The sequence below is a fragment of the Enterobacter cloacae complex sp. 372C4 genome (genome assembly GCF_050030615.1).
GTDB classification, from domain to species: Bacteria; Pseudomonadota; Gammaproteobacteria; order Enterobacterales; family Enterobacteriaceae; genus Enterobacter; species Enterobacter intestinihominis.
Window position 1 is genome coordinate 2,028,123 of the sequence record NZ_JBLGUQ010000001.1, and the last position, 21,017, is coordinate 2,049,139.

Annotated in this window: 19 protein-coding genes; 8 read left to right on the plus strand and 11 right to left on the minus strand. The window is 54.5% G+C overall.

The window, feature by feature from the left end:
• Positions 1 to 68: 68 nt before the first annotated feature.
• The 4 genes from ACQG11_RS09760 to ACQG11_RS09775 all read right to left on the minus strand — a co-directional run bounded on the left by ACQG11_RS09760 (position 69) and on the right by ACQG11_RS09775 (position 6,381).
• Positions 69 to 1,433, minus strand: a complete 1,365-nt coding sequence (locus ACQG11_RS09760; protein ID WP_022646568.1) for an efflux transporter outer membrane subunit — start codon at positions 1,431 to 1,433, stop codon at positions 69 to 71.
• Positions 1,433 to 4,543, minus strand: a complete 3,111-nt coding sequence (locus ACQG11_RS09765) for an efflux RND transporter permease subunit (protein ID WP_038414996.1) — start codon at positions 4,541 to 4,543, stop codon at positions 1,433 to 1,435. The genes ACQG11_RS09760 and ACQG11_RS09765 overlap by 1 nt, the downstream gene beginning before the upstream one ends.
• Positions 4,543 to 5,664 carry an efflux RND transporter periplasmic adaptor subunit gene (locus ACQG11_RS09770; RefSeq protein ID WP_038414997.1) on the minus strand — a complete coding sequence of 374 codons (1,122 nt, stop codon included), beginning with the start codon at positions 5,662 to 5,664 and terminating at the stop codon, positions 4,543 to 4,545. Before ACQG11_RS09770 ends, ACQG11_RS09765 begins: the two co-directional genes overlap by 1 nt.
• A 147-nt stretch (positions 5,665 to 5,811) precedes the next feature.
• Positions 5,812 to 6,381: a TetR/AcrR family transcriptional regulator gene (locus ACQG11_RS09775; RefSeq protein ID WP_022646570.1), complete on the minus strand. Its 570-nt coding sequence runs from the start codon at positions 6,379 to 6,381 to the stop codon at positions 5,812 to 5,814.
• Positions 6,382 to 6,566: 185 nt separating this feature from the next.
• On the opposite strand from ACQG11_RS09775, the gene ACQG11_RS09780 reads away from it, so the two are divergent.
• Entirely contained in the window at positions 6,567 to 6,986 is a 420-nt protein-coding gene (locus tag ACQG11_RS09780) for a GNAT family N-acetyltransferase (RefSeq protein WP_426728338.1), read from the plus strand.
• Here the strand turns inward: ACQG11_RS09780 and ACQG11_RS09785 are convergent.
• Positions 6,983 to 7,630 (minus strand): TetR/AcrR family transcriptional regulator, encoded by a 648-nt coding sequence (locus ACQG11_RS09785; RefSeq protein WP_032622106.1) that lies wholly within the window; start codon positions 7,628 to 7,630, stop codon positions 6,983 to 6,985. The two genes, ACQG11_RS09780 and ACQG11_RS09785, sit on opposite strands and share 4 nt — an antisense overlap.
• 78 nt (positions 7,631 to 7,708) lie before the next feature.
• Between ACQG11_RS09785 and ACQG11_RS09790 the strand changes: the two genes are divergently transcribed.
• Positions 7,709 to 9,208 (plus strand): MDR family MFS transporter, encoded by a 1,500-nt coding sequence (locus ACQG11_RS09790; RefSeq protein ID WP_046621848.1) that lies wholly within the window; start codon positions 7,709 to 7,711, stop codon positions 9,206 to 9,208.
• 229 nt (positions 9,209 to 9,437) lie between these two features.
• On the plus strand, positions 9,438 to 10,238 hold the full coding sequence (gene nlpA, locus ACQG11_RS09795; RefSeq protein ID WP_426728339.1) for a lipoprotein NlpA: 801 nt from the start codon (positions 9,438 to 9,440) through the stop codon (positions 10,236 to 10,238).
• 18 nt (positions 10,239 to 10,256) lie between these two features.
• Here the strand turns inward: nlpA and ACQG11_RS09800 are convergent, their stop codons facing one another.
• A complete protein-coding gene (locus ACQG11_RS09800; protein WP_022646575.1) occupies positions 10,257 to 10,937 on the minus strand; it encodes an EAL domain-containing protein in 681 nt (226 codons plus the stop codon).
• Between the two features lie 76 nt (positions 10,938 to 11,013).
• Positions 11,014 to 11,634, minus strand: a complete 621-nt coding sequence (locus ACQG11_RS09805; RefSeq protein WP_058646779.1) for a LuxR C-terminal-related transcriptional regulator — start codon at positions 11,632 to 11,634, stop codon at positions 11,014 to 11,016.
• Between the two features lie 570 nt (positions 11,635 to 12,204).
• Between ACQG11_RS09805 and ACQG11_RS09810 the strand changes: the two genes are divergently transcribed.
• A complete protein-coding gene (locus tag ACQG11_RS09810; RefSeq protein ID WP_032622107.1) occupies positions 12,205 to 12,840 on the plus strand; it encodes a LuxR C-terminal-related transcriptional regulator in 636 nt (211 codons plus the stop codon).
• A gap of 6 nt (positions 12,841 to 12,846) precedes the next feature.
• Here ACQG11_RS09810 and ACQG11_RS09815 read toward each other — a convergent pair whose 3' ends face one another.
• The 4 genes from ACQG11_RS09815 to ACQG11_RS09830 are packed head-to-tail and all read right to left on the minus strand — an operon-like array spanning position 12,847 to position 17,764.
• Positions 12,847 to 13,911 (minus strand): fimbrial protein, encoded by a 1,065-nt coding sequence (locus tag ACQG11_RS09815; RefSeq protein ID WP_045308241.1) that lies wholly within the window; start codon positions 13,909 to 13,911, stop codon positions 12,847 to 12,849.
• A gap of 15 nt (positions 13,912 to 13,926) precedes the next feature.
• A complete protein-coding gene (locus tag ACQG11_RS09820) occupies positions 13,927 to 16,419 on the minus strand; it encodes a fimbria/pilus outer membrane usher protein (protein ID WP_426728340.1) in 2,493 nt (830 codons plus the stop codon).
• Positions 16,420 to 16,434: 15 nt separating this feature from the next.
• Entirely contained in the window at positions 16,435 to 17,127 is a 693-nt protein-coding gene (locus tag ACQG11_RS09825; protein WP_165715880.1) for a fimbrial biogenesis chaperone, read from the minus strand.
• A 52-nt stretch (positions 17,128 to 17,179) separates the two neighbouring features.
• A complete protein-coding gene (locus tag ACQG11_RS09830) occupies positions 17,180 to 17,764 on the minus strand; it encodes a fimbrial protein (protein ID WP_022646579.1) in 585 nt (194 codons plus the stop codon).
• A 374-nt stretch (positions 17,765 to 18,138) separates the two neighbouring features.
• Here ACQG11_RS09830 and ACQG11_RS09835 point away from each other — a divergent pair, with 374 nt between their 5' ends.
• From ACQG11_RS09835 to ACQG11_RS09850, 4 genes are all read left to right on the plus strand, one after another.
• A complete protein-coding gene (locus tag ACQG11_RS09835; protein ID WP_022646580.1) occupies positions 18,139 to 18,951 on the plus strand; it encodes a winged helix-turn-helix domain-containing protein in 813 nt (270 codons plus the stop codon).
• An 18-nt stretch (positions 18,952 to 18,969) separates the two neighbouring features.
• Positions 18,970 to 19,440 carry a hypothetical protein gene (locus tag ACQG11_RS09840; protein ID WP_022646581.1) on the plus strand — a complete coding sequence of 157 codons (471 nt, stop codon included), beginning with the start codon at positions 18,970 to 18,972 and terminating at the stop codon, positions 19,438 to 19,440.
• Between the two features lie 227 nt (positions 19,441 to 19,667).
• The gene (locus tag ACQG11_RS09845; RefSeq protein WP_003860995.1) at positions 19,668 to 20,291 is read left to right on the plus strand and encodes a common pilus major fimbrillin subunit EcpA; all 624 of its coding nucleotides are present in this window, start codon (positions 19,668 to 19,670) and stop codon (positions 20,289 to 20,291) included.
• Between the two features lie 45 nt (positions 20,292 to 20,336).
• Complete coding sequence (locus ACQG11_RS09850) at positions 20,337 to 21,014, plus strand: fimbria/pilus periplasmic chaperone (protein ID WP_022646582.1); 678 nt, start codon at positions 20,337 to 20,339, stop codon at positions 21,012 to 21,014.
• The last annotated feature ends 3 nt before the right edge of the window (positions 21,015 to 21,017 follow it).

Below are 21,017 nucleotides of genomic sequence, written 5' to 3' on the forward strand. Positions count from 1 at the left end.
GGCAGGCGATTCCAGCCGAAAGTATGAATTTACTTTTCACCTGGTATGAGAATCGCCCTCTCAGGCCGTTACTGAACCCCTCCACCCAGCGATTGCCACAGCGTGATGCGGTTTTCCAGGTCGGTTTGCTGCAAGGCAATCAGTGATTCCTGTGCTGACCACAGCGATCGCTGCGCGGTGAGCACCGTCAGATAATCGCCCGCGCCAGCCTTGTAACTGCGCGTCGCCACATCCAGCGTTTTTTGCTCCGCCGCCACGTATTCACGCTGGGCATCAAGCTGTTCGCTCAACGTTTCGCGCCGCGCCAGCGCGTCGGCCACGTCCTTAAACGCGCTCTGGATGGTCTTCTCATAGGTGGCGATTAGCCCCTTCTTCTCCGCTTCCGCATAGCGCAGCTGCGCCATATTGTTGCCCCCGCTAAACAGCGGCAGGGTGATGGACGGCGCGAACGACCAGACCTTCATGCCGTGGCTGAACAGGGATGACAGCGAATCGCTGCCGACGCCCGCGCTGGCGGTCAGTGAAATGGTCGGGAAGAAGTTGGCGCGTGCCGCGCCGATGTTGGCGTTAGCGCTCAGCAGGTTATGTTCCGCCTCCTGAATGTCCGGGCGACGCAGCAGCGCGCTGGAGCTGACGCCCGCCGGGATCAGCGTGATGGCGTTATCGCTCAGGCTCTCCAGCGTGCCGGGCAGCAGGTTCTCGGGCACCGTATCGCCCGCCAGCAGGTTAAGGGCGTTTTTGTCCTGCATCACCAGCGTCTGGTAGCTCGCCACGCTGGCGCGCGCCTGCTGGTAAACCGCCATCGCTTCACTGACGTCCGTGGCCGCTGCCACACCTACTTCCTGCTGACGTTTGACGATTTTGAGCGAGTTCGCGGCGCTCTCCAGGGTGGATTTCGCCAGCGCCAGATTGCTGTTATCCGCCGCCAGCGTCACCCAGGCCGTGGTCAGCTCGCTGACCATTGTCAGGCGCGTGTTCTGCGCGGTGAACTCGCTGGCAAGCCAGGTTTCACGCGCGGCGCGCGACAGGCTCTGGTTGCGGCCAAACAGATCCAGTTCGAAGCTGGAGACCGTGCCGTTGGCTTCGTCGCTCGTCGCGACGCCGCTCGCCAGCGTACGGCTGCGGGTATGACTCAGTTCCGCGTCCACCGTCGGGAACAGGGACGAGCGCGTTTCGCCATACTGGGCACGGGCGGCGTCGATATCCGCAATCGCTTTTTGCACGTCGCGGTTGCTGTTGAGCGCCATCGTCACCACGCTTTTCAGCCGCGCATCATTCATCACCTGCTGCCACTGGCTCACCACGGCGCTGGCTTCGCCGTGCGCGCCGGGTAGGGTGGCCGGAACGGGCGCGTCCGGGCGCTGATACGTGGGATCTAATGACACACAGCCTGCGCTCAGCAGTGCTAACGCTAAAACAGTTACACGAAACATTATGACCTCCGGTTTGCGTGCTTACCGGAGAACAGACGTTTCACCAGTACAAAGAATAAAGGAACAAAGAAGATAGCCAGCAGCGTCGCGGCCAGCGTCCCGCCGATAATGCCGGTGCCGATCGCCACGCGGCTGTTGGCCCCCGCGCCGGTGGCAATCGCCAGCGGCGTCACGCCTGCGATAAACGCCAGCGAGGTCATGATGATCGGACGCAGACGCGTCTGGGCGGCCCGCAGGGCGGCGCGCGTCAGTGAGTAGCCTTCGGCCACTTTGGCTTCGGCAAACTCGACAATCAGAATGGCGTTCTTCGACGACAGACCGATGGTGGTCAGCAGCGCCACCTGGAAATAGACATCGTTGCTCAGGCCGCGCAGGGAGGCGGCAATGGCCGCGCCCAGCACCCCAAGCGGGATCACGAGGATCACCGAAATGGGCACCGACCAGCTCTCATACAGTGCCGCCAGGCACAGGAACACCACGAGGATGGAGAGGGCATAAAGGCTCATCGCCTGACCGCTCGCCAGTTTTTCCTGCAACGACAAACCGCTCCACGCCCAGGTGCTGCCGGACGGCAGGTTATTCGCCAGCTGCTCCATTTTGCTCATCGCCGTACCGGAGCTGGCGCCGCTGGCGTTCTCGCCCTGAATTTCATACGCCGCCGAGCCGTTGTAGCGCACCAGGCTTTCTGGGCCATACTCCCAGCGGGTGGTGGCGAAGGCGGAGAATGGGGTCATAGTGCTGTCGCTGCCGCGCACATACCATTTGTTGAGATCCGACGGTACCGCGCGATAGTCGCTGTCGCCCTGGATGTAGACCTTTTTCACGCGGCCACGGTCAATGAAGTCGTTCACGTAGGTGCCGCCCCAGGCGCTGGACAAGGTGTCGGTGACGTCGCTCAGGGAGAGCCCCAGCGACACGGCTTTGTTGTTATCGATATCCACCTGAAGCTGCGGCATCTGCGGCAGATCGTTGGCGCGGACGGCGTGCAGCGAGCTGTCCTGATTCGCTTCGCCAATCAGCTGGTTACGCAGTTTCAGCAGCGCGTCGCGGTCGGTGCCGCCGCTCGCCATCAGCTCAAAGGTAAAGCCGTTGCTCTGGCCCAGACCGTCCACTGCCGGCGGTGTCATCGCAAAGATGGTGGCATCGCGGATGGCGCTCAGCTCCTGCGTAGCGCGCAGGGCAATGGCCTGCGCGGTGTTTTCCTCGCCTTTACGCTCTGACCAGTTTTTCAGGGAGACGAACGCCATCCCGGCGTTCTGGCCGCTGCCGCTGAAGCTGAAACCTTCAACGGTAAAGATCACGTCGGTATTGGCTTTCTCTTTGGTGAGGAACCACTCGCGTACCTGGCGGCTTACCTCTGCGGTACGCACCGCGGTTGCGCCGGCAGGGAGGGTGTACTGCACCATGATTTCTCCCTGGTCTTCGGTTGGCAGGAAGCTGCCCGGCAGTTTCAGCATGGCGAACCCCATCGCGCCGCAGAGCAGGGCGAAGATCACCAGCATGCCGCCGGAACGGCGCAGGGCGCGCAGAACCTTATTCTGATAGCCGTGCTCGGTCTTACTGTAGAAGCGGTTAAACGCGCCGAAGAAGCCCTTTTTGTGCGGAGCGGTGTGATTCAGGATCGAGCCGCACAGCGCGGGCGTCAGGGTCAGCGCCACCACTACGGAGAGGAACATCGCCGAAATAATGGTGACCGAGAACTGACGGTAAATGACCCCGGTAGAGCCGCCGAAGAAGGCCATCGGCAGGAATACCGCAGAGAGCACCAGCGCAATGGCGATCAGCGCGCCGGAAATTTCGCCCATCGATTTTTCGGTCGCTTCCCGGGCGGGCAGCCCTTCGTCTCGCATAATACGCTCGACGTTTTCCACCACCACGATGGCGTCATCCACCAAAAGTCCTATCGCCAGCACCATGGCAAACAGCGTCAGGGTGTTGATGGAGTAACCGAACAGCGCCAGTACGCCGAAGGTGCCCAGCAGCACCACCGGCACCGCCAGCGCCGGGATCAGCGTCGCGCGGATGTTTTGCAGAAACAGGTACATCACCACCACCACGAGGATAATGGCTTCGAACAGGGTCTGAATCACGTCCTCAACGGAGATCTTGATGAACTCGGTGCTGTCTTTCGGGTAGGCCACGTCGTAGCCTTCCGGCATCGACTTTTTGAACTCGGCGATCTTGTCTTTTACCGCCGTGGCGGTGTTAAGCGCGTTGGCGCCCGGCGAGAGCATCACCGCCATACCCGCCGCCGGGTGGCCGTTCAGCTTCGCGGTGGCGGTGTAATCTTCGCTGCCCATCTCCACGCGCGCGACGTCGCTGATGCGCACCACCGCACCGTTGGACTCGCTCTTGACGATGATTTTTTTGAACTCATCGACCGTTTGCAGACGCGACTGAGCGCGGACGGTGGCGGTCAGCTGTTGGGCGTTCGACGAGGGCAGCGCGCCGATTTTACCGGCGGAGACCTGGACGTTCTGCGCTTCAATCGCGCTCTGCACGTCGGAGGGCATCAGCGAGTACGACGCCAGCTTAGCCGGGTCGAGCCAGATGCGCATCGCGTATTCTGCGCCAAACACCTGCAGGCTGCCGACACCATCCACGCGCGCCAGCGGATCCTGCATATTACTCACCAGCCAGTCGGCAATATCCGAGCTGCTGGCGGTATCGGTTTTGTCATACACGCCCATGATCAGCAGGAAGTTGCTCTGGGATTTTTCGACGGTGATCCCGGACTGCTGCACCTCGGTCGGCAGGCGTGATTCCGCCTGCTGGACTTTGTTCTGCACCTGTACCTGAGCGGTGTCCGGATCGGTTCCCTGTTCAAACGTGACGTTGATGCTCACCGAACCGTCCGAGCTGCTGGTGGAGGTGAAGTAGAGCAGGTTATCCAGCCCGGTGAGCTGCTGCTCGATCACCTGCGTCACGCTGTTCTCCAGCGTTTGTGCGGAGGCGCCGGTGTAGGTGGCGGAGATTTTGATCGACGGCGGGGCAACGTCCGGGTACTGCGCAACGGGCAGCGTGCGGATCGCCAGTATCCCGGCGAGCATGATGAGAATGGCGATAACCCAGGCAAAGACCGGGCGACGCACGAAGAAACGGGAAAACATCAGGCGTTTCCTCCGTTGGTTTTCATCTCTTCAGCTTTCACTTCCTGCCCGGCGGTGACTTTGTCGGTGCCTTCCACAATCAGCTTATCGCCCGCCTTCAGGCCATTCAGCACCAGCCATTTATCGCCATAGGTGTCGCCCGTCTCCAGCTGACGCTGCTCGACCTTGTTGCTGGCGTTCACCACCAGCGCGGTGGCGGTACCTTTGGCGTCGCGGGTGATGCCCTGCTGCGGCGCGAGGATCGCGTCATTCATGATGCCTTCATCCACTCGGGCGCGGACGAACATGCCCGGCAGAAGCTGATGCTGCGGGTTCGGGAAGACGGCGCGCAGGGTGACTGAGCCGGTAGACTCATCCACCGCCACTTCGGTTAACGCCAGATGGCCTTTTTCGCTGTAGCTGCTGCCGTCTTCGAGGATCAACGACACGTTCAGCGTATCGCTGTTGCTGGCGAGGGTTTGCTTGCGTAATCGCAGCAGATCGGCGCTGGAACGGGTTAAATCGACGTACATACTGTCCAGCCCGCGAATAGTGGCCAGCGCGGTATCCTGCTGGGCGGTCACCAGCGCGCCGGGGGTCACAGAGGAGATGCCGATACGTCCGGCAATCGGCGCGGTGACGGTGGTCCAGTTGAGGTTAATGCGGGCACTTTCCAGCGCGGCTTTCTTTGACTCGACGCTGGCCTTGTCCTGCGCGCAGGTGGACTTCGCGTCTTCCGCATCCTGACGTGATACGCCGTCATCCTTAACCAGCTGCGCATAGCGCCGGGCTTTCTGGCAGTCGGCCTGCACCAGCGCCTGCGCCTGTTTCAGTGCGGCGGCAGCTTCATCATAAGCGGCGCGGTAGCTGGAAGGATCGATCTGATACAGCGCCTGCCCGGCCTTGACCGTATCGCCTTCGGTGAAGAGCCGTTTCTGAATAATGCCGCCCACCTGAGGGCGCACTTCGGCGCTCATCGCGGCGGCGGTGCGGCCGGTCAGCTCGCTGACCACGGACACCGGCTGGCTCATGAGTGTGACAATCCCCACTTCCGGAAGAGGACGCTGGGGAGCAGATGTTTGCGCATTATCGCACCCTGTCAGGAGGAGTAATGCTGCGATGGAGGTTGTTATGGTTTTCATAATCTTTTTCCAGGGTGAACGAAGCCTGCCCTGTTAATCGCTTAACAGGGAGGAGGGCTAATTAAAAGCACAGCGATCCCGCATCTCTGGCAGAGCCAGAAATGAAAAAAGGGAAATTACTTATTTCCGCTAATTATTCACATGCGATTACTTCGCAGAGAAAAGCATATTTAAAATATTCTGGTATATGGGCTCTAATTGTTCTGACGGTACTTTTAAAGGCGTGAGTCGACGGTAAATCGTGCCTTCGATCATCACGGCGGTAATCTCCACGCAGCAGCGAATATGCTCATCGCTCAGGTGGGGGAACTGCTTTTTCAGGTGCTCACAGGCGTTGGCGAACATGCGGGCTTCGGCTTCGATCAGCATGTTTGCCACCAGCGGATTGCGCGTGGCCTCTGCGGACATTTCGAGCATTAGCGCATCATCATCTTCGTTAAGCGTCTGGCGCCAGGCAAGCGCCTGCGGCATCCCTTCAACCAGGGTTTTGCCCTGCATCTCCTCAATACGTGAGTCGATAATGCGCCGGATCATCTCTTCAATGATCGCGTCTTTGTTACTGAAATAGCGATAGATTTGTCCGACGCTGAGCCTGGCTTCGCTGGCGATCTGCGACATGCTGGCAGCGTGAAATCCACTGGCGCGAAAGCAGCGGCGCGCGGCGGTGATGATTTCGTCCTGCCGTAGTTTTTGTCGTTCTTCCAGCTTTGTGCTCATCGTCGGCTACCGTAAAAAGTGAGAATGATCGTTCTCATTATACGTTTTCGGAGCCTATTGGAAAGGTTTTTTTTATTTACATATTGAATGAATATTTCCTTGTTTAAACAATGGAGGAAATAAGGAGTTTTTATGAAGGTTAAGCTGTGAGATATTCAGATTGCGCTGAAAATAAGGAGAGATTTATGCATCTGAGCATTACAGATAAAGTCACGGCTGAAGAAAAAGAAGAATTATTAACGGGGCTAAGAGCCTATAACGTGCAGTATTTAGATCTGGCGACGTTTAGTGGCGATATTGGCGTATATGTGCGAGACGACAACGGCGTCATGCTGGGCGGGTTAATCGGCGTACGTAAAGGCGACTGGCTGAATATCGACTTTCTGTGGGTCAGCGACAGGGTGCGGGGAACGGGCGTCGGCAGCCAGCTGATCAAAACGGCTGAAGAGGAGGCCCGTCGCAAAGGGTGCCGTCACGCGCTGGTGGATACGGTCAGCTTCCAGGCGCGTCCGTTCTATGAAAAACAGGGTTATCAGGTGCAGATGTCCTTACAGGATTACCCTTATCAGGGAATGCAGAGACACTATCTGACCAGGGATCTTTAACCACCGATCCCGTTGCCGATCACGGCTAACACGTGGCGCACAACGATCTCCGGCGAGAGAGCATTAAGCCTCTCGTCATTGCGCATGCGAGAGAACGGCACCAGCACCAGGCTCAGCAGCGTCGTGAACAGCAGTTCGGGGGCCAGCGCCGGATTCAGCTTTCCTTCCTGCTGCCAGCCTTTGATGGTTGCCAGCGTGGTGTGATATTTCTCATCGCCAAAGCGCTCCTGCAAATGCGTACGCAGTACCGGCATCTCGCCGATCACCTCCTGCATCCACAGCGGGGCAAACCAGCGATACTTTTCCGCCAGTTCGGCCAGCACCCTGACCATTTCCGTCAGGGCATCCACCGGCGAATCCCGGTTGTCGGCGAAAATTGCCCCGATCCGCTCACGTAACGGCAGGAAGCGCTCCTCAATCATCGCATCCAGCAACTGTTCTCTGGAGTTGAAGTAGTAGTGCAGCATGGCGGGCGTCACGCCGGCTTCGCGGGCAATAGCGTTCAACGACGTATTGGCGATCCCCTGGCGGGAAAAGAGATTCAGGGCGATATCCAGCAGCTGTTCACGGCTGGCGGTAACGCGCTTGCCGCCGCGCGGACGTCCGGGGCGGCGGGGTTCAGAATTGTCTTTTAGTGCTGGCACGGTCACGCTGTCTCTTGATCTTATCCATAACTTACCTGAATATTAATTATTCGATTAATTAATTTCAAGCGATCTCTTATGGAGTCTGACGTAATGACTCAACCTGCGAAAAACGCACCGTCGATTAAGCTGCTGTTCAGCGCCCTCCTGCTGGTGATGCTGCTCTCGGCGCTGGATCAGACCATTGTCTCCACCGCGCTGCCGACCATCGTCGGCGAGCTGGGCGGGCTGGATAAGCTCTCCTGGGTGGTGACAGCCTATATCCTCAGTTCGACCATCGTGGTGCCGCTGTATGGCAAATTCGGCGATCTGTTTGGCCGAAAAATCGTTCTGCAAATCGCGATTGTGCTGTTTCTTGTAGGGTCCGCGCTGTGCGGTCTGGCGCAGAACATGACCCAGCTGGTGCTGATGCGCGCCCTGCAAGGGCTGGGGGGCGGCGGTCTGATGGTGATCAGCATGGCTGCCGTGGCGGACGTGATCCCGCCTGCCGATCGGGGTCGCTATCAGGGGTTGTTTGGCGGCGTGTTTGGCCTGGCGACGGTGATAGGGCCGCTGATCGGCGGGTTTATCGTTCAGCACGCATCCTGGCGCTGGATTTTCTACATCAACCTGCCGCTGGGGCTGTTTGCGCTGCTGGTGATTGGCGCGGTATTCCACGGCAGCGCGCGGCGCAGCAAGCATGAGATTGATTACCTGGGGGCGATTTACCTCAGCATGGCGCTGCTGTGCATCATTCTGTTTACCACCGAGGGCGGTACGATCCGCCAATGGAACGACCCGCAGCTGTGGTGCATTCTGGCCTTCGGCCTGACGGGGATCGCCGGGTTTATTTACGAAGAGCGGCTGGCGTGGGAGCCGATTATCCCGCTGTCGCTCTTCCGCGACCGCAGCTTCCTGCTCTGTAGCCTGATTGGCTTTATCATCGGCATGTCCCTGTTTGGCTCGGTAACGTTCCTGCCGCTCTATTTACAGGTGGTGAAAGACGCCACGCCAACGCAGGCCGGCTTGCAGCTGATCCCCCTGATGGGCGGGCTGTTGCTCACCTCCATCATCAGCGGGCGCATCATCAGCCGCACCGGGAAATACCGCCTGTTCCCGATCCTCGGCACGCTGCTCGGCGTGGTGGGGATGGTGTTACTGACGCGCATTTCAATCACCTCCCCAACCTGGCAGCTGTACCTGTTTACCGGCGTGCTGGGCATGGGGCTGGGACTGGTGATGCAGGTGCTGGTGCTGGCGGTGCAGAACAGCGTGTCAGCCGATCAATACGGCGTAGCGACCTCTGGGGTGACGCTGTTCCGTTCCATTGGCGGGGCGATTGGCGTTGCGCTGTTTGGCGCGGTGTTCACCCATATTCTGCAATCAGGGCTGATCGACAGGCTGCCGGAAGGGGCGGAACTGCCGCGCGAACTTAATCCCGTTGCCATTCACCATCTGCCTGATGCCCTGCGTCTGGACTATCTGGATGCGTTCGGCTCGGCTATCCATGCGGTGTTTATGCTGGCGGCGGGGATTATGGTGCTGGCGTTTGTGCTGTCGTGGTTTTTGCGCGAAGCGCCGCTGCGTCGGCAGGCGTGAGGTTAGCGGTTCTGCTTGCGCCTGGACTACCGTAGCCTGATGCCCATCGCCCGGTGGCGCTACGCTTACCGGGCCTACACTTCGCCCGTTACGTAGGCCGGGTAAGCGCAGCGCCACCCGGCAACAGGCCGCATATAACTTAACCGTCTTACTGATTCCTTTTCGTTTTTTAGCCTGCCGTCTCGTTGTCGATATAGTCTTCAAAACCACTGTCGAAAGGAACTGTCTCGTGAAATTTCAGTTGAGTGCTCTGGTGCTCGCGGCCCTGCTGCTGGCAGGTTGCGATCAAGGCGGCAATGATGCCAAACACATTAAAGTCGGCGTGATTAATGGCGCTGAGCAGGACGTGGCGGAAGTCGCCAAAAAGGTGGCAAAAGAGAAATACGGTCTGGATGTTGAGCTGGTGGGCTTTAGTGGCTCGCTGCTACCTAACGATGCCACCAACCAGGGCGAACTGGACGCCAACGTCCTCCAGCATCGCCCGTTCCTTGCACAAGATAACAAGGCGCACAATTACACGCTGGTCGCCGTGGCCAATACCTTCGTCTTCCCGATGGCGGGTTACTCCCGAAAGATTAAATCGGTGTCTGAGCTGAAGGATGGCGCAACCATTGCGATTCCAAACGATCCCACCAACCTCGGCCGCGCGCTGTTGCTGCTGCAAAAAGAGAAGCTGATTACCCTTAAACCAGATGTTGGCCTGCTGCCAACGGCGCTGGATATTACCGCGAATCCCAAAAACGTACAGATTATGGAGCTGGAAGGGGCGCAGCTGCCGCGCGTGCTGGACGATCCGAAAGTGGATGTGGCCATCATCAGTACCACCTATCTTCAGCAAACGGGGCTGTCTCCGGTACATGACAGCGTCTTTATTGAGGACAAAAACTCGCCTTACGTGAATATAGTAGTCACGCGTGAAGACAACAAAGACGCCGAAAACGTGAAGGAATTTATCCAGTCCTATCAGTCGCCGGAAGTGGCGAAAGCGGCAGAGACCCTTTTTAACGGCGGTGCGGTGCCGGGCTGGTAGGCCACGGTAAGCTGGCCCTCACAGCGTTACGCGGGCATCGGTGCGGCTTTCGGGCCACAGAAAACCCTGGCCAGACTGTGCGCCAGACGTGCGGGCGCGCGCCAGATCCCGCGAATTCTCGATGCCTTCGATAAGAATTGATTGCGCGATACCTGCCCTGACCTCCTGCACAAACGGGGCAAGCGGCGCGCGCTCGCGCAGCGCTGAACGGTCAATTTTTACCCCATCCAGCGGCAGCGCAAGCCGCGCGAACGCCTCAGCCAACTCCCGGGTTAAATCGTCCAGCCAGATTTGCCATCCCGCCTCTTTTAACCGAACAAGCGTGGCATGAAGACGATGTTGCTCAGCCTTACTCAGCCGTGTGATGGTGAGAGGATCCTGAATTTCAATCGTTAACCGCTGCTGATGGCGTAACGCCAGCAACAACCGGATAGCGCGTTCGTCGAGAAGGTGCTCTGCCGGAAGGTTTAGCCAGTAAGCGTCCCGGGCGGGTATCTGTAACAGGGTGTTGGCCTGCCAGAAGAAGATTTGCAGCGCGCTGCGCGAAGGCAGAGAAGCAAACAATATCTCCAGATTGACGTTATGGATCTCCACGAGAACTTCATGCGCGAACATCTGGCCCGAATGAAGATCGACAAGCGGCTGGAATCGCAGCCCTGAGATACGTTGCAACAGGGGAGAGGGAAGAACGGTATACATGGAACAGCCTTCAGGAAATGAAAAAAAGGTTCCCGCGGACACGGGAACAAAAGGCAAACGACACACGGTCAAATTCTTAATTCAGGATCCAGCGAATGCTCTGGTAAAACGAGGGGCCACGCACGGCCTTAAGCTTGTTCATGGCGTTGTTTTTATAAAAGTAAACCAGCCTGACGTTACACCCCAGCTGACGGGCGATTTGCTTGGTTTTGAGATTACAGGAATAGCCGCGCAATACGCTGGCCTCCTCGCTGGACAGCCTCGCCGGGGTGCGTAAGCGGGTAGTCATGCCTACGTTATAACGACCAGGCTCTTGCGGCGTCTGGCTCATCAGTATTTGCCACAGCGCTTTGATATCCCCCAGGGAGACTCTTTTGCTGATTACCCCATCAACATGTTTGAATTTCAAATAGCCAGCGGATAACGAATAGATATAGATCTTCGCCGTCACTTGTTTCTGTTTAATACAGAGAATGTCGTCATTCGTCGTCACCCGGAAATGACGCGTATTCAACGGATCATAAATGATGATATCAAAGAGTTGTTCACTCATAGCAAGTTCTTCGATATGGGTAAACCCATGGAAAATAACGTCGTGTTTTTCATCAGGCTCACGCTTTCCGAGCGATTGCAGGCCAATCATCGTGAATTCGCAGCTGTCAACAACGGCAACGTGAATTGTTTTTTTATTTTGCATTGGCATTCTCCTTTCGCTGAGTAAACAGTCCATATAAGAGAAAATGGCGGTTCGCACTCTCTTATTAAAAGAATGGCGAGCACTTTTTAAATAACGCGATGCGATGGCATCAATGTAAGCCAATACAAACCGTCGAGTAAAGCCGATGCCAATTATTAGAGGAAGATAAAATTGAAAAATGGTTTTAATGGTATATGCAATTGTTTTAATCTTCTAATAATATTCATGCCAGATTTTTATTCTGTGAATGGGCGATTAATAAGCATCAGAAGGTTGATTGATGGGGTTTATCCACCGTTTTTTCAGTGGCTTACTGCTATTCCTGAAAGAAAAATTGTGATCGCGGCAGGGTTATCGACAAAGCTTTATCTGCAAGAGGAAACGGCGTGCAGAATAAAATAGAATTTTTTCTATAAATTTAATGTCCTTGTTCAGATTTTTAAGCCTGAGAAGGATAAAATCACTGGCGTGAAGAGGTTGTGAGTGATGAGTACATAAACTATTATCATTTTCCTCCGGTCACGAGAATTTAGAAAAGACATGAATAATACTGAACGTATCGTAAAGGTAATGGTGTTTTACAAAATAAATATATTTAAAGAGATAATATTCCGGGCGCTCCATGATCTTTTACCCGATTACGTACTGAACATTACTCAGGTCGATTCCACTGAACAGGCGCTGGCGGCGGTGGCGGATAATAACGTGGATGTTTTCTTCACTGAATTTAATTATCTGCTTAATCATAAAGAGTGGAGTGCGGAGGTCAGCAGCCGTTTTACATCTTTATGTAAAACCCATCACGTCAGGCGTGTTCTGTTGGTGCCCGAGCTGCCTTACGGGCTGTTAAAAAAAGTTCTGGAGATGAAATTTGAATTAACCATCAGTCAGCAGGATGAATTGACTGAACTGAAAAAGGAATTACCCGCGTTGCTCATGGCGGACGGGCAAACACCGTCGATCTCTTCGTGGCTCAGGCGGGTAATGCGGTCCGGTTCCCGGGCGCGCTCCATCCTCTCGGCCAGAGAGTGGGAGGTGCTCCATCTTATCGTGGAAGGATTTTCAACGACGGAGATTGCCCGTCATCGAAACCGTTCGGTCAGTACCATTGCGACGCAGAAGCACAATGCGATGAAAAAGCTGAATCTTTCCAACCACAGCGAACTGATTAAGTATGTGCAAGCGGTTGGAAAGATGGAGAAATAGCTCACATCAGGGATAGATAATATTCAGCGTAGCCGATGTATTGATCTTACCCTGGCTCACCTGGGCGGGCGCCCACACGTAATAGTACGCCGCCATCGGAAGGGTGAAATGTTCGTCCAGCGCCGCGCCAGCCGCCACGCTGAAAATCATCGTGGCGTTGCCACGGCTGGTGGTTGAGGTAGAGAAGGTCACCGGCGTTTGCGGGGCGTCACGTTTTATCAGGCGTAGCCCCACGCCCTGCGCCGCGCTACTGCCGCTGTCGATCAGCACCGAGCTGTCGGTTGAGAGCAGCTGCGTGCTGGACAGAAACATCTCAATTGCCCGATCGGAATTGCCGTTAACCCCGACGTTCTGACAGCTCATGTTCAGTGAAAAAGGCGTCAGCCCCGGCTGTGAGGATGCACTGAGCTGGGGAATGCCGAGCGTCGGCAGCGCTACGGTCAGCCCCGCATTATCAAAGGAACAGGTAGTCAGTTTTGGCGCGTATTTGATGATCATCGGCTGACCAAACATATCGCGGTTGTCGTAAGGCCACTTGAACCCGCTGAATAACCACTGTGCTATCTTGATGACCTGATTGATTGGCCAGGTGATGATTTCCCAGAAGGATAACCCACTCATGTCGCTGACGAACAGAACGTCGCTCATGTTCGCCGTATCCCCCGTCAGGGTAGTGCCGCTCTGGTTAACGAGGGTGAAGCGAACCGTAAACGGTGTGTTCAGCTCAGACGCCGTATGGCTACCGCTGGCAGTCAGGGTTTTATTGGCCGGGGGATTGGTGATCTCCGCCCGCACCATATACTTGTTATTGCTGAACCCGAGGATGGTCGCGTATTTGCTGTCGGTCGAGAGGATCGGCGTGTAAGAAAATTCACTGTTACCTGTCGTACAGTTGAATGAGCCGCTGTACTGGGTGCTGAAGCTGCCGGTCCATGTGGGCGTGGCCGGGCTCAGCTTATCCGATAAATCAATGGTAATCGGTGTGCCATAAACGATGCTGCTGCCGGAGCAGGTGGCATAGCTCATCCCACTAATACTGGAGAGGAGCAGGAATATGAATGATCGTAACATTTTGATAATCCGTAATTAATGGCAAACCGATGAGGGGCTGTTCAGCCCCCAGGCTGGGGCGGAGATTTCGCACTTCCCGCCCCGGAGATGCACGTTGAGCGCGCGTGGCGGCTGTTCAGCGCGGATATACAGTACGCTGGCCTGGCCGACATACCCGACAGATTCACCGTGTTCATCAAGCACTTCGGTACCAAAGGGCAGCGGTTTGCCGTCGGCACGCGTCGCATGAAGTACCCATGACTGGCGTTTGTCGGTTTCGAAGCGGATATAGCTCACCGCCCCGTCGTAAGGGGCCACGTTAGCCATGTTGCCGATCACCTCCGCGCCAGCGCTGTTTTCCGTTTGCGATAACGTAATGGCGTTTTTGCGATACGGGGTGGCGTAAGGCACCAGCGCCACGCCATCGCGGTTCGTCATAATGCTTTCATCGCCGTTCACCATCAGTCCCTCCGCTTTTGGCGCATCGACGATAGTCATGGTTGTGCCGGTTTCGTTTGAGGCGAGAACGTGCCACGGGTAGGCCACCAGGCTTCCCCGTCCGCTGAGCCCGGTCTGGCGGTAGTTGGAGGATTCGCTGTAAGAGCCACCGAGTGTCGCGAAGTTCGAACGGTACGCGGCGTTAACGCTTGCCGCATTTTTACCCCCCCGCGCATTACTGCCGGAGAGGGTGTAGCTCAGTCGGTTCGACGCCAGCGCGTTCCCGCTCATGCTGATATTGCTCTGCTCGTAATGCGAATCGCTGGCCGTCAGGCTGGAGGTGATCCAGGCATTATTATCAAACAGCGAGAACGGCAGGCTGAGGGAGAGGTAAAGGCGCGTCTCTTCTTCACTGTCCCTGTTCCGTACCCGGCTGGCCGACAGGGTATAGCTGGCGCGGCCGATGGCGTTGGAATAGCCCATCTGGTATTCGCGCGTGGTTTGCTGTGAGTTCCAGTAATCGCGCTGTGTGCCGGAGACAAATACCGTGCCCCAGTTATTGAGCAGGCGCTGATTAAGGTTAAGCGTAAAGGTATTCTTGGGCTGCGCCGCGCGCAGGGCATCCCAGGTGCTTAGCGACATGTCGGGCGCAACGCCAAACCGATCTTCATAGTCGTCGTACTGCGCTCTCAGGCGCTGATACCCTTCGCGCGAATAGAGCGCGTCGCTGAAGCTGTAATAGCCTTTAGTGGAATAGCGATAGGCCGCCAGGGTGAAGTTGGTGGCGGTGGTATCGATAAATTTGCTGTACGACACGCGATAACTCTGACCGCTGCTGGTGCGATCCTGTAGGGTGGTTTTGGCGTGGGTGACATCAAACGAGACCGCGCCAAACGGAAGGTTCCACCCGGTACCGACAAGCCCGGCCTGGTAGTTATCGCTAATAATCGTTCCTGTATACCCGGTGATGAGGTTATTAAACCCGTAGCGCAGCGTGGCCTGCATGAATGCGGGTTCGGCATCGAGCGTGTTCTGGTGCACTTTACCCGCCACCACGCTGTACTGACTCACCCCTTCTTTTAGCATCCCGGGCACGGCGGAAAACGGCACCGTGAAGGACTGCTGTGAACCGTCCGCTTCACGCACCACCACCAGCAAATCGCCCGCGGAGCCGGTAGGCTGAATGCTGTCGAGGGTAAACTGGCCCGGCGGTACGTTCTCCTGATAGATCACGTTGCCATTCTGGATAACTTTCACCAGGGCGTTCGTCCGTGCCACGCCGTGAACCACCGGTGAAAAACCCTGCTGTGAATTTGGGCGCATCTTCATGTCCGACGCCAGCGACACGCCGCGCACGCGCAGGGAATCAAACAGATAGCCAGGAATATAAAAGTCACCCAGCGTCAGGTTGGATTTCAGCGAGGCCAGGGGACGGCGCAGGTAGCGGGTATTATTCTGCCAGCTACTCTCTCCGCTGGCCGTTTTCCGCCAGGCGCTGCTGTCGCGAAACTGCCAGCCGAACAGGTTGGCGCCGGAATCCAGCCCGGCATAAAAATCATCATTTGTGTCTTTCGCAGCGCCTTTTGCACGGGTGTTATACCAGGTCGTGTTCCACGAGAGCATCAGCGCCGGGATCCCCTCGTCCCAAAACTGGGGGGCAATGTAACCTTCTTCAGTACGCAGCACAGCCGCCTGCGGAACGGTAAGCGCCAGACTCAGGGTGCTGGTATCGGTTTTGACTTCACCGCCCTGAACCAGATCGCGCAGCTGCACCTGCCCGTGCGCAATGGCGGGCGCAGGTACGGACGTGGTGTTGATGCCAAGCGACCGGGCATCTTTCCAGGCAAGGCGGATGTCGTCACGCTGCTCGCCGTAGATGACGGTATAACGTCCCTTCCAGCTGCCGTTTACGTAGATATCCATCTCCTGACTGCCGGCAGGCATGGCGTTGTTTTCGGAAAAGCGAGACAGATCGGACTCACCGGATGCGCCAGCAAGCAGGGAGGGATCAAACGAGACGGCCCCTGATTTATGCGAAAGCAGAAGCGTGCAGACTGCCAGCAGACAGAGTCTGTTTTGTTTCATTTTCATGGTGAGTCTTTCCGATCACTGACTGGTGAAAGTCCGGGTTTTATACGCGCCAAGATCGTCCACATACATCAGCTGGAAGGTCTGTCCGCGATTAACCGTATTTTTTGCGGCGACCGTCAGCTGCCCAAACGGGGAAACCATCGGGGACTCCTGGAGCATTTTCGTTTTACCCAGCGAAATATTGGCGACCGTAATATGGAACGGACTGTTATTTGTAATGCGAAAGCGATCGCCTTCGGCGGCGAGCGTCAGTTTCGCCACCGCGTCATCCAGCGTGCCTTTCAGCGCAGCGGGCCGGTAAAAAAGTTTGATACGGGATTTAATCGCCAGCTGAACGGTATTCTGATTTTGCAGATTTTCAGGTCTGGGCGGAATGTCGAGGACATTCAGGAAAAAGACGGATTCGCGATCCGCAGGCAAGCTGGACGGCAGCTTTTTAATACGAAGCTGTTGGCCATTATGTTCGTTAACTTTTATCACCGGCGGCGACAGCAGAAACGGCACATTGGCTGTTTCCGGCGTGGAATTAATATCACCGTCATCTATCCAGGATTGCACCAGAGCGGGCGCATCGCCCGTATTCATTAACTGGACGATCACCTCTTTGTTATTTTCAGGATAAAGGACACGGGTGCCATTAATGACAATATTGGCCCATGAGTGACCGGTGCTTAGCAGTAAGCCTGCCAGCAAAATTGCCTTGCGCATGATTGCAACCTTAAATACAGGCTCTGCGAAAACAGAGCCTGAATAATCATTATTACAGGTAGGAAATGGTATACGTTACGTTGGAGCTTAACTCGCCCACGGTGGCGGCAGCGGCGTTCGTTTTATAGTAATAAACATCCAGCGTCAGCGTCTCGGAATCTGGCGCGGTCGCTGTACCCATAATATCCGTAGTGTAAGGCTGGTTCAGGGTAATTGGCGTAGACGAACCTGGCTCCACTAACGCAAAACCGACATTACGTGCCACACTGGCATCGCTTTCGTTCACGCTGTTATTCAGCAGGTATTTACCGTCAGTGGAAATATTATCCGCGCTGGAGAAATACACTTTCAGCGGGGTACCGGTTGTTCCGGCTGCTGGTGAACAACCTGAGAACGTCAGCGCAATAGATTTTTTATTCTTAGTGATCAGGCCAACCGTGGTGCCTGCATCTTTTACCGAAATAGGGGAAAGCGCAACGGTAAAGTCCGCGCTTTTACCGCCGTTAATGGTACAGGTTGTATCGGTAATAGCGCCGGTAAAGTTAATGATACCACCCGCTGAATTGTCTGCGGCAACTGCGCTGGTAGAAGCAATAGCGGCGGCCAGCAGTGATACGGTCATGATCGATTTGAACATGATAAACTCCATGAAGATTTGTGTTATTTAAAATGAATGTTAATCGGCTACACATGTCCCTGATGTACCGGCTAGACGCATGGCGACTCGGGAGAATGCTTTGACGATATTATGTTGCACTAAAAAAGTACATAACAAAACATTATTCCAACAACTTCTAAAGTTTAAGATTATAATCTTGCGAGTTAGTTTTTTTTAATGTTTTAACCTAAATGCGTTAGTTCGAATATTTTTATTAATGATTTAATAATTGTTAATTAATGAAGCTTTATGAATTCATCTCTCAATTAATATCACGCGACTTGACCACACAAACTTTAGACTTATTATTGCCTGGCAAATGCACATAATTTTAACAATGGCGTAATAATAATATGAAGTATCTCATTGATCTTACAATGCTTTATGAAGTCGACACCGGTATGATCATGATTAATGGAGAGGAAGAGTCATCCATTAAGTTATCTAACCAGGCGGGTCGTCTGCTTTATGAACTTATCATCAATAATGGTAAAACTCTCGACAGAGACGACCTGATAAAGAAGGTCTGGGAGGATCATGGTTTCTCTGGTTCTTCGGTGAGTCTGAATGTTGCCATAAGTGAAATCAGAAAAGCATTTCGTACATTAGGATGCGATCCTTTACTGATAAAAACGATACGTGGCAAGGGATTTAGCCTTGCCGCGCATATTGAACATCACACGGTCAGGCCGCCGGTTGTTTCAACGCTTAGTGAACAATCTGCCTCTGAAGCATTCGATACGCTAGCGCATAAGAAAGATGCCGATCCGCCTAAACAATTAATATCGCTGCACAGACTCTTTATTTCTCTTTGCACGTTATTACTGATTACCGTTATCGGCACCGCTGTTTTACTGTTGCACCAAAGGGATTCCTATGCCGAGAGCCTGAAAGATTCTGATATGCATCTGCTCGGTAAAGTGGACCGGTGTACGGTATACCTGATCGATAAGAATATGTATCAGCCGCGACAGCACTACTTTAATCACGTAAAAGAGGTCATTGCCAGTCAACATATCGACTGTCAACACCAGGTTGCAGATGCTTACTATTCCAGGTTTAAAAAGTCGCAGATAGAAAATTATTTCCTGGCCATCTGTTATCAGCAGGACAGTATCGACGATTATAAGAACTGCATTTCTTACAGAAGCCTGACCGGGAGTTAAAATATGTCAAGGACTAAAATGAGTGTACTGTTCAGTATCGTACTGGCGCTGTCTGCCATCGCGTTGTTGTGGATCTATTTTACCAGAACGCAGGATGAGGGGTTTGGCTGCCAGTCAGATACCATTTCCTGGAAAACCTATTCCACGGGTGAGTTAACCGATATGTCGCTAACCACGCTTTTCCTGTTTAACAACAAAGATGTTGTGACGGTTATTCATAAAGGCGTACTCAAGAAAGAGGGCAAAAGCTACCTGATTGACAGAAATTACACGCTCAGCGTGGAAAAAGTCGACGGAAGCAATATCTTTTATATTAAGGATAAAAAGCTGAATAAATCTGAAGATGATGCGGCACCGGATGGCGTTGTAAACGAAATGTTACTTGATAATATCAACTTCTTCTATATTACCCGCGTTAAACCGCACGCCTGGTTAATTAAGGGGCTGGTTTTGCCTGTAATGATGTGTGTGGCTGTTCCGACGTCCTGATATTTCTCTTTATTGAAAAATCGATATTTATCTATTGCTCGGGAAATTGAGTGATTTACTCAATACGTAACAATAAGATACGAGAAATTTATTTATATTTTTATTGTTATTCTCCGGCGAGTGAATTTTTCTGTATTGCCTCGTTATTTTGCGGCTGTCTATACTCCGCCTCGAAAAAGGGGCTCCCCTTTTTATACACGTGGATTCTTTTTTGAAGGACTAAATAAATGAACAAACTGAACGCTATCGTTCTGGGCTCCCTGCTGTCTGTTTCTGCGCTGAGCGCAGTTAATGCAGCAGAAACGACGGCTTCTGCCACCTGGCAGGCAACCGCGACCAAAGACAGCGAATCCGACCTGGTTGTTACGCCAACGCGTGCTTTGAACTTCGTTTACAGCGCCAATACCAAATCTTTCAACACCGATACCGGTCTGTTTGATGTGGCTATCCGTGGCGATCACTCTACGGCGACCAGCTTCAAACTCGAAGCTATCCTCGACGATTCAAACAACACGCTGTTCAGCGTGGGCGGTGAAGCGACCAAGCTGAAAGTGGGTGCGCGTTGGGGCGGTAACGACCTGGGCTCTATCGGTGGCACCGTGGGGGCGAAATCAACCGCATGGACCACGCTGGTTGATTCTTCTTCTAACACCGGCGTCTCTTCTGGCCTGTGGAACCTGACCACCAGCGCAGGCGCGGCGGCAGATACCGAAATTACCGGCCAGGACAAATTCGTCTTCTACGTTGACTCCGCTCAGGACAACGCGGGTACTGCGAAAGAGTTCAAAGACCTGACCAACAGCCTGTGGGAAGGGACCGTATCTGTTGCGTTCCGCGCAACCTGGGGCTAAGGCCTGATCGATCCAGGGGCGCAAGCCCCTGTTTAGGGAAATAGCATGTTTAACCTCAAATCCGCCTTCTTATTTTTATTATTTATCTCTTCCTCCGCGCTGGCCATTAATGTGGGAAAAGTCACCACCATTATTCCTGCGGATGCTGACTCCACCGCCAAGGAAATAAAAAACGAAGCAGACAGCGTGCGTATTGTTTCTGTTCGCGCACAGCGGATCAGCAGCCCAATGGATGAAGGGATCGTCATTAATCCGGAGAAAGTGGACGAGCTGTTGCTGACGCCCACGCGCATGGTAATGCCCGCCGGTACCAGCAATATTGTCAAATTTTACTATCACGGGAACGCCGATAACAAAGAGCGTTACTACCGCATTACCTTCACGGATGAAGGGGTGAGCGAAGAGGTGGACAGCGGTTCACCAAAAAACGGTACCGGGATGACGCGCGCGGTGGTGAGCACCATTCTGGTGGTTCAGCCCCGTGATAAGAAGATCGACTTCGTCTATGTGGCGGGAAAAATAACGAATAAGGGCAACACCGCTTTTCGCGTCAATGCGACCGGAACCTGCCTGAAGCCGAATCCGGAATCACCGACTACGCCGTGTACCAAAAACTTCTACCTGATGCCGGATACCTCGCGCGCTATTGAGGATATCAACGTTACGGATAACCATTTTCATCTCGGAATATGGGACCTGAAACAGTTCATACCTGTTAAGTAAGGA

Bases quoted from the DNA above. Each gene is read 5' to 3' on its own strand.
- ACQG11_RS09805 (WP_058646779.1), bottom strand. From the start codon at position 11,634: ATGCAAAATAAAAAAACAATTCACGTTGCCGTTGTTGACAGCTGCGAA.
- ACQG11_RS09790 (WP_046621848.1), top strand. From the start codon at position 7,709: ATGGAGTCTGACGTAATGACTCAACCTGCGAAAAACGCACCGTCGATT.
- ACQG11_RS09815 (WP_045308241.1), bottom strand. From the start codon at position 13,911: ATGTTACGATCATTCATATTCCTGCTCCTCTCCAGTATTAGTGGGATG.
- ACQG11_RS09780 (WP_426728338.1), top strand. From the start codon at position 6,567: ATGCATCTGAGCATTACAGATAAAGTCACGGCTGAAGAAAAAGAAGAA.
- ACQG11_RS09840 (WP_022646581.1), top strand. From the start codon at position 18,970: ATGAGTGTACTGTTCAGTATCGTACTGGCGCTGTCTGCCATCGCGTTG.
- ACQG11_RS09775 (WP_022646570.1), bottom strand. From the start codon at position 6,381: ATGAGCACAAAGCTGGAAGAACGACAAAAACTACGGCAGGACGAAATC.
- ACQG11_RS09760 (WP_022646568.1), bottom strand. From the start codon at position 1,433: ATGTTTCGTGTAACTGTTTTAGCGTTAGCACTGCTGAGCGCAGGCTGT.
- ACQG11_RS09850 (WP_022646582.1), top strand. From the start codon at position 20,337: ATGTTTAACCTCAAATCCGCCTTCTTATTTTTATTATTTATCTCTTCC.
- ACQG11_RS09810 (WP_032622107.1), top strand. From the start codon at position 12,205: ATGGTGTTTTACAAAATAAATATATTTAAAGAGATAATATTCCGGGCG.
- ACQG11_RS09845 (WP_003860995.1), top strand. From the start codon at position 19,668: ATGAACAAACTGAACGCTATCGTTCTGGGCTCCCTGCTGTCTGTTTCT.
- ACQG11_RS09800 (WP_022646575.1), bottom strand. From the start codon at position 10,937: ATGTATACCGTTCTTCCCTCTCCCCTGTTGCAACGTATCTCAGGGCTG.
- ACQG11_RS09770 (WP_038414997.1), bottom strand. From the start codon at position 5,664: ATGAAAACCATAACAACCTCCATCGCAGCATTACTCCTCCTGACAGGG.
- ACQG11_RS09825 (WP_165715880.1), bottom strand. From the start codon at position 17,127: ATGCGCAAGGCAATTTTGCTGGCAGGCTTACTGCTAAGCACCGGTCAC.
- ACQG11_RS09835 (WP_022646580.1), top strand. From the start codon at position 18,139: ATGAAGTATCTCATTGATCTTACAATGCTTTATGAAGTCGACACCGGT.
- ACQG11_RS09830 (WP_022646579.1), bottom strand. From the start codon at position 17,764: ATGTTCAAATCGATCATGACCGTATCACTGCTGGCCGCCGCTATTGCT.
- ACQG11_RS09820 (WP_426728340.1), bottom strand. From the start codon at position 16,419: ATGAAAATGAAACAAAACAGACTCTGTCTGCTGGCAGTCTGCACGCTT.
- ACQG11_RS09765 (WP_038414996.1), bottom strand. From the start codon at position 4,543: ATGTTTTCCCGTTTCTTCGTGCGTCGCCCGGTCTTTGCCTGGGTTATC.